The organism is Sphaerochaeta associata (assembly GCF_022869165.1).
Lineage (GTDB): Bacteria > Spirochaetota > Spirochaetia > Sphaerochaetales > Sphaerochaetaceae > Sphaerochaeta > Sphaerochaeta associata.
In genome coordinates this window covers 3,331,108-3,343,264 of the sequence record NZ_CP094929.1, presented here as the reverse complement: position 1 = coordinate 3,343,264, position 12,157 = coordinate 3,331,108, and the positions used below count along the sequence as shown (strand labels likewise).

The 12,157-nt window shown below is 53.2% G+C and carries 11 protein-coding genes; all 11 read left to right on the top strand.

From position 1 onward, the window contains the following. Positions 1-214: 214 nt before the first annotated feature. The 11 genes from MUG09_RS15505 to MUG09_RS15455 all read left to right on the top strand — a co-directional run bounded on the left by MUG09_RS15505 (position 215) and on the right by MUG09_RS15455 (position 12,157). Complete coding sequence (locus tag MUG09_RS15505; RefSeq protein ID WP_244772338.1) at positions 215-883, top strand: diacylglycerol/polyprenol kinase family protein; 669 nt, start codon at positions 215-217, stop codon at positions 881-883. After that, the gene (locus MUG09_RS15500) at positions 880-1,758 is read left to right on the top strand and encodes a DUF92 domain-containing protein (RefSeq protein ID WP_244772337.1); all 879 of its coding nucleotides are present in this window, start codon (positions 880-882) and stop codon (positions 1,756-1,758) included. Before MUG09_RS15505 ends, MUG09_RS15500 begins: the two co-directional genes overlap by 4 nt. A 115-nt stretch (positions 1,759-1,873) precedes the next feature. Further along, the gene (gene groL / locus MUG09_RS15495; protein WP_244772336.1) at positions 1,874-3,508 is read left to right on the top strand and encodes a chaperonin GroEL; all 1,635 of its coding nucleotides are present in this window, start codon (positions 1,874-1,876) and stop codon (positions 3,506-3,508) included. A 174-nt stretch (positions 3,509-3,682) separates the two neighbouring features. Next, a complete protein-coding gene (gene yajC / locus MUG09_RS15490) occupies positions 3,683-4,132 on the top strand; it encodes a preprotein translocase subunit YajC (protein WP_244772335.1) in 450 nt (149 codons plus the stop codon). 29 nt (positions 4,133-4,161) lie between these two features. Next, positions 4,162-5,889: a protein translocase subunit SecD gene (secD, locus tag MUG09_RS15485; RefSeq protein ID WP_244772334.1), complete on the top strand. Its 1,728-nt coding sequence runs from the start codon at positions 4,162-4,164 to the stop codon at positions 5,887-5,889. Continuing rightward, positions 5,890-7,086 (top strand): protein translocase subunit SecF, encoded by a 1,197-nt coding sequence (gene secF, locus MUG09_RS15480; RefSeq protein WP_244772333.1) that lies wholly within the window; start codon positions 5,890-5,892, stop codon positions 7,084-7,086. Between the two features lie 79 nt (positions 7,087-7,165). Further along, on the top strand, positions 7,166-8,026 hold the full coding sequence (gene ispH / locus MUG09_RS15475; RefSeq protein ID WP_244772332.1) for a 4-hydroxy-3-methylbut-2-enyl diphosphate reductase: 861 nt from the start codon (positions 7,166-7,168) through the stop codon (positions 8,024-8,026). After that, positions 8,026-8,697 carry a redox-sensing transcriptional repressor Rex gene (locus MUG09_RS15470; protein ID WP_244772331.1) on the top strand — a complete coding sequence of 224 codons (672 nt, stop codon included), beginning with the start codon at positions 8,026-8,028 and terminating at the stop codon, positions 8,695-8,697. Before ispH ends, MUG09_RS15470 begins: the two co-directional genes overlap by 1 nt. Positions 8,698-8,898: 201 nt before the next feature. Next, complete coding sequence (locus MUG09_RS15465) at positions 8,899-9,159, top strand: (2Fe-2S) ferredoxin domain-containing protein (protein ID WP_244772330.1); 261 nt, start codon at positions 8,899-8,901, stop codon at positions 9,157-9,159. Continuing rightward, positions 9,156-10,967 (top strand): [Fe-Fe] hydrogenase large subunit C-terminal domain-containing protein, encoded by a 1,812-nt coding sequence (locus MUG09_RS15460; protein ID WP_244772329.1) that lies wholly within the window; start codon positions 9,156-9,158, stop codon positions 10,965-10,967. The genes MUG09_RS15465 and MUG09_RS15460 overlap by 4 nt, the downstream gene beginning before the upstream one ends. Further along, complete coding sequence (locus MUG09_RS15455; RefSeq protein WP_244772328.1) at positions 10,964-12,157, top strand: SpoIIE family protein phosphatase; 1,194 nt, start codon at positions 10,964-10,966, stop codon at positions 12,155-12,157. Before MUG09_RS15460 ends, MUG09_RS15455 begins: the two co-directional genes overlap by 4 nt.

Below are 12,157 nucleotides of genomic sequence, written 5' to 3'. Positions count from 1 at the left end.
TCTTACCTGTCTGCGGGAGCGATTCAGTAACGCACGCGTGCGAACATTTAGGAATTACGTACCAGCTGCAACACAAAATCGAAAGCAATAAAACGGTAGCATGAGGCAGTAGTGCTGTCAATTCTCCGTCTAATCATTTTTGATGTTTTGCATACATGCCTGTTACTCGCCTAATCTCTTGAAATTCTTATACATTCCCTGCATCATGACGCGTATGAATAGTAATATCATCGGATTGCTCATATCGTTTCCCTTTTTAGCCTTGGTCATCGCCGTAGGAATTTTTTTGAAGCATCGGTTCTCGATTACCAGCGAATCGATGCGAAAGTTTGTGCACATCGGTGTTTCAAACTGGTGGTTCATCGAGGTGAATTTCTTCACCACCCTCGCTTACGCCCTTGTCGGTCCGATTTTTTTCATCATCACCAACAGCCTTTTCACCTTCTTGGGTTGGGGCAAGGCGTTGGGAATGGATGACCGCAAGCGCAACTACGGTCTCATCTACTTCCCCATTACGTTATTGATTCTGGTGGTGATGCAGTACCAAGGCATTGTTTCTTCCCTGGCTTGCAGCATCGCCGTGCTGATCATGGGGTACGGGGATGGCTTGGCGGCCCTCATTGGTGCGAAGTGGGGAAAAAAGAAGCTGCCAATCCGGTTTGCCAAGAAATCATACCTCGGGACGCTGGTCATGGCCGGTGTAAGTTTCATCATCACCTTCATCGGCCTTGCTTCTTACAGCACGCTCGGAATGACTTCAATTGTTGGAATTTCTCTGCTGATCGGCTTGGTCAGTGCATTGGTGGAAGCCGTTACCCCCCTTGCATTGGATAATATCACCGTTCCTTTGCTCGCAGTTTTCCTCCTTGAGGTGTTCCTATGAGCGAGTTTGCGAACCTCGTTCCAGCTACCGGTTCCCTCGCCTCCTATTTCAATGAGTTCTTTTTCTCCTTTCCCTTTGCATTCTGGGCTCTTGTCCTGATTATGCTGGTAGTCTCCATAGGCTCCTATGCCGCCCGGCAACTTACATTTGGAGGGGCTGTCGCGGCATATCTGGTCGGTTTTGGTCCGACTTGGGTACTGGGCTTTGGGGCCCTGACGACCTTGCTGTTGTTCTTCATGGCGGCAGGGGTGCTCGGCAAGCTCGCCAAGCGTGCGATTTCCTTCGATGTCATGAAGATCCATAAGAAGGGCGGCCGGCGTGATGCCGCCCAGGTGTACGCCAACGGTTTGATGGCCCTTGTTTCCGCTCTTCTGTATGCATTCAATCCATCTCTCCCCTTTCTGGTGATGTTCGGCTCGGCCGTGGGGGAGGCTGCAAGCGACACCTTTGCAAGTGAGGTGGGAATTCTCTCCAAAACCAAGCCGGTCTCCATTATTACCGGTCGTCCGATGAAAGCCGGCTTGAGCGGTGCAGTCAGTCCGCTCGGCCTTGCAAGCGGTCTTGTCGGCGCGGTCCTGATTGCTTTGTGTATGTGGGGTTGCTTTCTCCCGATTACTGCCAAGAGCGCTCTTGCGGCTTCTGTGATTGCTCTCAGCTCCTTCTTCGGGTGCCTTTTGGACAGCGTTTTGGGGGCGACCGTACAGGCACACTATTATGATGAAGTCAACGACCGTATAACCGAGCGGCCTGTCGTCGAAGGAAGAGTATTGCCGCTGGAGCGTGGTCTAAGGTGGGTGGATAATGATGTTGTGAACTTGGTCAGTAATGTCGTTTCCGCCATTTTGGGCATGTCTTTGGCCTTGATAATCACGTAATCTGCATTTTTCACTTGCTTCTCGGCATTTTTATTTGTATGTTACATGACGGTAGAGCCGTTTGGTCCTACTACACGTAATCGCACAACATATTCTTTAAGTGAGGATATATAGTATGGCAAAACAATTGCAGTTCAACGAAGAGGCACGCAAGTCATTGGTGACCGGTGTCGAAAAGATCTCTCGCGCAGTCATGGCAACTCTTGGTCCAAAGGGTCGTCTGGTCGTTCTGGACAAGAAATTCGGTGCTCCGACCGTAACAAAGGACGGTGTATCGGTTGCCCGTGAGATTGAGCTCGAGAACCCGTTCGAGAACATGGGTGCACAGCTTCTGAAGGAAGTGGCAACCAAGACCAACGATGTTGCAGGTGACGGAACCACCACCGCGACCGTGCTTGCTTGGTCCATCACCAAGGAAGGTATGAAGAGCGTGGCCGCCGGAGTGAATCCGATGGGAATCCGCCGTGGTATCGACAAGGCTGTCGCAGATGCTGTCATCGAGATCAAGAAGCAGGCGAAGATGATCAAGGACAAGGAAGAGATCGCACAGGTAGCTTCCATCAGTGCCAACAACGACCGCACCATCGGCGATGAAATCGCCAATGCGATGGAAAAGGTCGGCTTGGACGGTGTCATCACCGTTGAGGAGTCCAAGACCATCGAGACCACCACCGACTTTGTCGAGGGCATGCAGTTCGACCGCGGTTATTTGTCTGCATACTTCTGCAACAACCGCGACACCATGACCGCAGTGCTCGACGATCCCTTCATCCTGATTTACGACAAGAAAATTTCCAACATGAAGGAACTGCTCCCCATCCTTGAGAAGATCGCCCAGTCCAGCAAGCCCCTGCTCATCATTGCAGAGGATGTAGACGGTGAGGCTCTTGCAACCCTGGTTGTGAACAGCGTCCGCGGAATTCTCAATGTCGTTGCCGTCAAGGCACCCGGCTTCGGCGACCGCCGCAAGGCCATGCTTGAAGACATCGCCATCCTTACCGGTGGAGAGGTCATCAGCGAAGAGCTCGGCCTGAAGCTTGAGAATGCCGACCTTTCCCAGCTCGGAAGAGCCAAGAGCGTCAAGGTGGAGAAAGAGAACACCACCATCATCAACGGAAACGGCAAGCAGAGTGAGATCAAGGACCGCATCGCACAGATCAAGGTCCAAATCGGTGATACCACCAGCGACTACGACCGCGAGAAGCTCCAGGAGAGACTGGCCAAGCTTGCGGGTGGAGTTGCCGTTCTGAATGTCGGCGCTGCAACCGAGGTTGAGCTCAAGGAGAAGAAGCACCGTGTTGAGGATGCACTCTCCGCCACCCGCGCAGCCATCGAGGAGGGAGTCATCCCCGGCGGTGGTGTTGCTCTGGTTCAGGCCGCTGTTACACTCGAGAAGACCGACCTGTCCAAGTTCACCGAGGATGAGAAGGTTGGGTACAAGATTGTCCGCCGCGCTCTTGAGGAGCCGATCCGCCAGATTGCTGAGAATGCAGGCCTTGATGGTTCCTTGATCGCCGACAAGTGCAAGCATGAGAAAGCAGGTGTCGGTTTCGATGCTGAGAACATGAAGTGGGTCAATATGTTCGATAGCGGCATCATCGATCCGGTGAAGGTCACCCGCAGTGCACTGCAGAATGCAGCTTCCATTGCTTCGCTGATCCTCACCACCGAGTGCGCCGTCACCGATATTCCCGCTCCTGCGGCTCCGGCAATGAATCCGGGTGCCGAGGGAATGGGCGGAATGATGTAAATTATCGCTTTCAGACGGGGGCCGCAACTACTGCGGCCCTTTTTTGGCTATAATGGTAAAACTTGACTACCATGTAGTGAACGTGCTACTTTTATCGATACTTGGAAAATTGGATGCGAAGACCCCTTCCACCTCTTTTCTGCATCCGATTTCTTGCAAAGTGAGGATTACCCCATGCTTTCATTGCTTAGTGCTATGGCCGCCCCAGAGGCATCAGGTGCCGCGGGCTCAACTGGTTCAATGATGACCACCTTTGTCACCTTTGGTCTCATCATTGTCATCTTTTACTTCTTGATCATCCGACCGCAGAAGAAGCGGGACAAGGAGACCAAGGAGATGCTTGCCGCCATCAAGAAGGGAGACAAGGTTGTATCCATCGGTGGCATCCACGGAACCGTAGTTGCAGTAAAAGAGACTACCGTTGTGGTCAAGGTCGATGACAATACCCGCATTGAGTTCTCCAGGAATGCAATCAGCAGCATTGTTAACCGCAAAGCTGAGACGACTGAACCTTCGAGTAAGAAGAAAGCCAAGAAAGAGCAGGTGAGTGCTCCCGAGGCCGTTGAAGCAAAGCCTGAAGTGGCTGCAGTCGAAGCCGATGCTGAGAAAAAAGACAACAACTAAATTCTATTGAAGACAATCTGGAGAGTATCATGAAAAAACGGAGTCGTCTGGTGATCGTTCTGGCTGTCATCTTGTTGTGTGGATATTTTTTGTATCCCACCATCAAGTGGTATGGATTCGTACCGCAGGACGCCAAGGAACTGGCAACAGGCTCAAATGTACAGATCAAGGAGTATGCCCGCGGGCAGGCTTCACGGGACTTGCGTTCCCTGAAGGATTTGGTGGCCCAAGATTCCAAGGCGGCACTTCCCGCCCAGTATTCCTACCTCAAGGACAGTGCCAAGGAAAATTACAAGGCAATGAAGCGCCCTGTCCCCAAGACCTGGACGTTGGAAGCCGTCTTTGGTGGGTTCTACAACGAGCAGAATCTGTTCGATACCATCGAGTCCTATTATCGCACCTCCCTGCTTGAGCTGAAGACCCTTGGCAACAAGGCCTTGCAACTTGGTTTGGACCTGCGCGGTGGTATGAGCATCCTCTTGGAAGCAGATACGGCAAGCTATGAGGCAAAGAAGGGCGGCAGCGCATCTTCTGCCGAGATTGCCGAAGCCATCCGCCAGGATATCGAGATCCTGGAGAAGCGCATCGACCAGTTCGGCGTCAGTGAGCCGGTCATCAGATTGCAGGGCAGCGATCAGATTCTGATCGAGGTCCCTGGAGCCGCCGATCCCGAACGTGTGAACTCGTTCCTCCGTGGCAAGGGCTCCCTGGTTTTCAAGATGGTTGACACAGCTTTGACCGCCGAGCTTGACGCGTACTACAAGGCTAATCCCTCTGAAGTCTATACCGATACAGGCGCCCTCAAGCAGCCCTCCTTCCTGCCTGCAGGCAAGATTGCAGCCGGCTACTATGTCAGCGATGCCTACGGCATTGACGAGCTTGAGAGTTATGTAGTCATCGAAGAGGAAGTCGGCTTGGACGGCATCCATCTCGAGAGCGCAACCACCGGGACCGACGGCATCACCGGTCGACCGGTTGTAAACTTCCAGCTTGACAGCCTTGGCGGGGATATTTTCTACAAGCTCACCTCCACTCATGTCGGTGATACCATGGCCGTTGTCATGGATGGCAAAGTCAAGGCTATGGCCACCATCAATGAGGGAATCCGAAACAGCGTACAGATCTCCGGTTTCAATGCAGAGGAAGCCAGTGACCTGGCCATCGTACTGCGGACCGCCGCCCTTCCCATCGAGTTGATTGTCTCCAGCCAGCAGGCTGTCGGCGCAACCTTGGGTGAGGATGCAGTAAGTGCCGGTGTGAAGGCGATTGCCATCGGTCTCGCCTTGGTCGTCATCCTGATGTTCGCCTACTACCATGTGTCCGGTTTGGTTGCCGACCTGGCTCTGCTGTTCAACCTCTTTATCATGATCAGCGTGCTTTCCGCCTTCAACTTCACCTTGACCCTGACCAGCGTGGCCGGTCTGATACTCACCTTGGGTATGGCAGTCGACACCAACGTCATCATCTTTGAGCGCATCAAGGAAGAACGGCGATTGGGAAAGAGCGACATTGCCTCCATCAAGGCAGGGTTCGACAAGGCGTTCTGGACGGTCATGGATGCCAACATCACTACGATCATCGCAGCCTTGGTGCTTTCGCAGCTCGGAAGCAGCTCGGTCAAGGGCTTTGCCAACACCCTGGCCATCGGTATCGTCAGCTCGGTGTTCACCGCCCTGTTTGTCTCGCATCTCATTTTTGATGCGACTGTTGCTCACCGTGAGGGCAAGAAATTGCACATCAGCTGGAGGAAAAACTAAATGCTTAAGAACGATATTCCTGTCATCAAACTTCGCTGGTATGCATGGGCTTTGGCTGTGGTCCTCCTGCTTGCCGGAGCCGTCACCTTGGGTGTGTTCGGAGGCTTCAACCTCGGTGTTGACTTCGAAAGCGGCTTGAGCCAGCGCATCCAAATCGCCCCCGTCGGACTTGAAGTGACCTACAGTGGCAACAAGGATGCAGTCCTCGCCATTTCCGGTTCTGCTTTGAGTCTCGAGTTCCGCGGTGAGGAAGGCGTTTCTGCAACCAGCTTCCGCTCCCAAGCGTATCCTACCGCCAAGGATCTAGCTGCTGCACTCAATGCAGTGCCTGAAGTGACTGCAACTGCAGTCGACGGTTCATTGAATACGGCCGACCTTCTTTCAGGTTACGGATTCCCTGCAACACTTGGAGAGACTCCGACCAAGCTGAATTTCCAGGGTACCGGAACTTCCACCATCGAGGATGTACGCTCGGCGCTCGCTTCTCTTGGAAACGTGAAGGTGCAGACTGTGGGTTCTTCCGAAAACCAGACCTTCCAGGTCCGCTTGGGCATCAAAGACGGTGCAAATCAGGTTTCCATGGAAGAGGAGGTGAAGAATGCTCTTGCGTCCTTCTTCGGACAGGGAAACGTTGTAGTGCTGCAGAGTGACTACATCGGGCCAAAGTTCAGTGCAACCCTGCTTTCCAGCTCGATTCTGGCTATTGTTGTCGCCATGGCCTTGATTCTGCTCTATGTCTGGATCAGATTCCGCTTTGCCTATGCAGCCTCCTCCTTGATCGCCTTGTTGCATGACATTCTGATGATGCTTACTGCAATCTCGATTCTTCGTCTTGAGTTCAACAGTACGACCATTGCCGCGCTCTTGACGATTATCGGTTACTCACTGAACAACACCATCGTCATCTTCGACCGTGTTCGTGAGAATGTTGAGTTGAACAAGAGTGCCGCCCTGGCCAAGCAGATCGACCTGAGTGTGACTCAGTCGGTGAGCAGAACGATCATGAGTGCTCTTACTACTGTGGTTGCAATTCTGCCGCTCGCAGTCTTCGCATCGGGTGATATCCAGCTCTTTGCCATCAACATGATGTTCGGTATTCTTTTTGGAACCTTCTCCTCCAACTTCCTCGCTCCTTCCATGCTGTACTGGATCAGTAAGGCTCAGAAGAAGCAGACTGCGGTGGTTGAGGCCAAGTAACCGGCATTCTACTCATCTCGAACTATCACATACTGCCGTGGGGTTACCTTACGGCAGTATTTTTGTCATACTGGATGCTATGAAAATAGTCATGTCGCATACCATGGGGTATTGCAAGGGAGTTTCCCGAGCCCTTGATATGGCCCAAAATGCCATAGAGGATGCCCGCAGGGCAGGTCTTCCTGTATACTCCTTGGGAAAATTGATTCATAACAAGCAAGTCTGCAACCGGTTCGCCCAAGAGGGGATGACAGAGATATCCGGGCCCGAAGGGCATGAAAAAGGCTTGGTGGTGATCAGGGCGCATGGAGTCGGCGATGCGTTGCGTTCCGATTTTCTGGATGCCGGATACCATATAGTCGATGCCACCTGCCCGGTGGTCAAGCGCAACCTTTTGCATATCGGCCGCTATGCTTGCACGCATACAATTCTCGTTGTCGGACACAATAAGCACCCCGAATCGACGGCCATGCTTGAGGTTCTGCTTGATGGAAAGCCCATCACCACCAAGCTCGTCACAGCCCTTGACGATGTAGGAGAGCCTGAAGACGGAGTCGCCTACGCTGTCTTCGTGCAGACCACGTTCGACCAGAGCCTGTGGGCCCAGATAAAGGATGTGTTGATCTCCTGGCGCCGGAAGGGTGTTGAAGTGGTGTTTGCAAATGAGGTCTGTCCGAGCTCGGTGAACCGCAGGACCGCCTTGATCGAGCTCGCCCGGCAGTGCGACGGAGTAGTGGTCATCGGAGGCAAGGACAGCGCAAATACCAGGGCGTTGTACTCCATGGTTATTGAAATGGGCAGGAAAGCGTGGCATATAGAGGATGAATCAGAAATCGTAGATGAAATGCGCCAGTGTGCTATACTGGGTATAACAGCGGGAGCCTCCACTCCGCACTCTCTCGTAGAGAACATCGTGGATGCACTGCAACAGGAGAAATGATGGCAACAGACAACCGTGGCATACCTATCCCTACCATCAAGCGCTTTCCTTCCTACCTCCGCCTTCTGAAAGGCTATCGCGACGAGGGGATGGAGATGGTATCGGCTACCATGCTCGCCGATGAGCTTGGCCTTAAACCAATTCAGGTCCGCAAGGATATTTCGTGTACAGGAATCGAAGGCAAGCCGAAGGTGGGCTTCACCGTGGTGAAGCTCATTGATGCGATTGTTCATACCTTGGGTTGGGACAACGCCACCGATGCGGTGCTCATCGGGGCCGGGCATCTCGGTTCTGCTCTTGCCCGGTATGAGGGCTTTGAGAGCTATGGCCTGAAGATAGTCGCCGCCTTCGATATCGACCAACAGAAATGGGGTGCAAAACTGGGGGATGTCCCGGTTTATCCTCTCACCCATCTGCAGCAATATCTTGAGGAAAACCATGTGAACATCGGCGTACTTGCAGTTCCTGCCGTGCAAGCCCAGGAGGTTGCAGAGAAACTGGTGGCATGCGGAATCCTCGCCATTTGGAACTTCGCTCCCAAGGATCTGAAGCTTCCCCCCCGCGTGGTGGTGCAGCGCACCGATTTGGCGACCAGCTTTGCCGTGCTCTCTGCCAAGGTCAAGCGGAAGATGGCCAAGGAAGATTTGCTGGATGAAGATGACGAGTGGTAAATCAAACTGTTGTAATGTGGGGTATCGTAACGATACCCCATTATAATATTCTTATAGGAATATTAAATAAGTTAATTATTAATTAATATACCTTAAAAATACCAAAAAATCAGAATAAAATACCTAATCATCAAGAAATATTGACTTGTAAGGGTGTTCGCAGTACGATTGAGCTCAATAACAGGTTGAGAGGTCGTAGTGATGGATACATTGGTTGTGGAACTCTGCTTGGGGAGCTCTTGTTTTGCACGAGGCAATTCGCAAACCCTGCAGGCCTTGGAGGCCTATCTCAAGGAAGAGAATCTATCCGATCGTGTTGAATTGGTCGGCCATCTCTGTCTTGGCAACTGTGCAAAAGGGCCGAACCTGAGAATCGGGAGTGAGACCTACAGCGGACTCGATACTGCAAGCGTTCTCGAACTGGTTAAAACCGAGCTGCACACCAGGGGAGGGAAGGCGTGATCCATCCCATCTATACCGAACTGACTGAGTGCAGGGACTGTTATAAGTGTGTCCGGGGCTGTCCGGTGAAGGCGATTCAGGTCAAGGACGGCTCGGCGGTGGTCGTGAAGGATCGCTGCATCTATTGCGGCCATTGTGTCGATATCTGTCCTTCCCATGCAAAGAAAATCCGCAACGACTTGGCCAGGGTCAGGCAGTTTCTAACCAGTGGGAGAAAGATTTACTGCAGTCTTGCACCCTCGGCCGCCAGTGAGTTTGTCCAAGGCGTCGACGCCTTGGTCCTGGCCTTGGAGCGTCTTGGTTTTTTTGCGGTAAGTGAGACCGCCATCGGGGCCGCCTTGGTCAACGAATCAATTGAAGTGCATGCCGGCGGGCATGATGGGACTTGCGCGTGGATTTCCACAGCTTGTCCCACCGTTGTACAAACGGTCAAGAAGTATTACCCATCCTTGGTTCCCGCCTTAAGCGAGGTTCCCTCTCCGCTTCAATGCCACAGTGCCTACCTGAGAAAGCTTTATGGACAGGAGATCGGAGTCGTATTCATCGGTCCCTGCATCGCAAAGAAGGTGGAGGCCGATGAGACGCCTGGATACCCTGATTTCGCCCTTACCTTTGAGGAGCTTCGCACGTGGCTGAAATTGGAGAACATCGATTTGGATCTGCTTGCCCAGCAGATAGACGCCGATCCTTCCTTGGTCCCTCCGTTTGTACCCTGCAGGGCAGGTTCCTCGACCCTTTATCCGATCGAAGGCGGCATGATCGCTTCGCTTGCCTGGGGAAGCGACCCGTTCCAGACCAAGGCTGTCGCCATAAGCGGCGCGACGCAGGTGGTGGGGACGCTTGGGGGAATGGCGAAAGGTCAAATCAATTCCGACTTTTTGGAGCTGCTCTTCTGCGAAGGCGGTTGCATCAATGGGCCGGGTTGTGAGAAAGGGCGATCCTCGGCGGCAAAGAAAGGTAGTTCTTCGCGCTATACCCGAAGTCGTATCACTGATGAAGGCCCGCTGTTCGCCGGTGACCGGTCGTTTGTTTCCACCTTGCTTGAGAAGGGATATTCCTTGATTGAAAAACCAGGAAACGGTGTGCAGAACCCGCCGGTTTCCAGCTTCGTATCGATACACAGCGAATTGGAGATAGAAAGAGCCTTGAAGATTCTCGGCAAGCGTGACAAAGCCGAGGAGCTGAACTGCGGCGGCTGCGGCTACAACAGTTGCCGCGAGATGGCGATCGCGTATCTCGACGGGATGGCCGAGCCGGAGATGTGTGTCACCAAGATGCGAAAGGAGGCACAGAGCAAGATTGATGTACTGCTCAGAACCATACCGATCGGTGTGGTCATCGTCGATGACCAGCTGAAAATCGTAGATTGCAACAACAGCTTTCTCAAGCTTTTCGGTGACATCGACTTCTCCATCGAAGGCGACTTGCTGGGTCTGGTCGGCGGCTTGCCGCTTGAACGGTTCGTACCGTTCCATGAGAAATTCAAGAATCAGTTTTCCAATCCCAGGGCGCAGCAGTATCGGTTGCATTATCAAGACAAGTTTTTGAAGGTGACTTTCTTCTCGGTGGAAAAACAGCATCTTGTAGGAGCCTTGTTCGAAGACATCACCACCCCCACGGTGAGAAGGGAGACGGTGATCAAGAAAGCCGAGGATGTCATTCAGAAGAGTTTGGAGACGGTGCAGCAGATCGCCAGCCTGCTCGGTGAGAATGCCGCCGAGACCGAGATCATGCTCAACAGCCTCATCGATGCCTTCAAGGTCCCCGGGAGCAGTCAGAGCGACGGCTTCACCAAGGTTGAGTCATGAACGACCTTTTCATCGATGTCGACTACGCCCAAATCTACAAGGACGGGCAGAAAATCGGGGGGGATGTGTTTCTGCTCTCCCGGAACCCCGAGAACAACCAAATCGTGTGCACGCTCAGTGATGGACTCGGAAGTGGAGTCAAGGCGAATGTCCTTGCCAGCTTGACGGCCCGAATGGCTCACAAACTGAGCTTCAGCCCGATGGACCTGACACATTCGGCGCGGATCATCATGAATACGCTGCCGGTGTGCAAGGAGCGCAAGATCAGCTATGCAACCTTTACCATCGCAGACCTCAGGATGCTTGCCAGCGACCAGGTCGCCATGAACCTGGTGGAGTACGACAATCCCAGCGCATTGGTGTTTCAAGGAAGCACGAGCGTGCAGTGGGATGTCGAGCATATCGATCTGCAGCGCGATGGAGCATTCAAGAAAGAGGTGCTGGGCCACTCCCTGCTTACACTGCCGATCGGCAGCCGTCTCGTGATTTTCAGTGACGGGGTCACCCAGGCCGGTATGGGCAGGTCGCTTCCCCTGGGTTGGCGCCTGGATGGGGTGCGGGAGTTCACCCGTACCCAGATTGAGGCAAATCCCGATATCTCCAGCCATGATCTCGCCCAGGCCATTGTCTGTCGTGCGCACAGCCTGGACCGCCTGAGCGCCAAGGACGACATCACCTGCATGGTGGTGTATGTCCGCAGGCCCAGGCGTACGCTGGTGGTCACCGGTCCTCCGTTCACCAAGGAGCACGATGAACAGCTGGTGCAGAAGATCAAGGAGTTCGAGGGGAAAAAAATTGTCAGTGGTGGAACAACGGCGCAAATCGTCTCCCGTCTGATGCAAAAACCCTTGAAAGTGGATATGAGTTGTTGGTCGCCCCAGGTTCCTCCGTGTTCGATGATGGAGGGTATAGACCTGGTGACCGAAGGAATGCTCACACTCAGCAAGGTGGCCACCGCGTTGGAGCAGAAGAAGCCGGTTCGGTCGATGACCAATGATGCTGTGAAGAAGTTCATCCAAGTCATGCAGGACAGCGACCAGGTGCACTTCATCGTGGGGACGAAAATCAATGAGGCCCATCAGGACCCGAGCATTCCGGTGGAGATAGGGATTCGAAGAAACTTGATCGGCAGGCTCCGAAAGGCATTGGAAGATGTGTATCTGAAAGAGACCTCGCAGGAATATATCTGA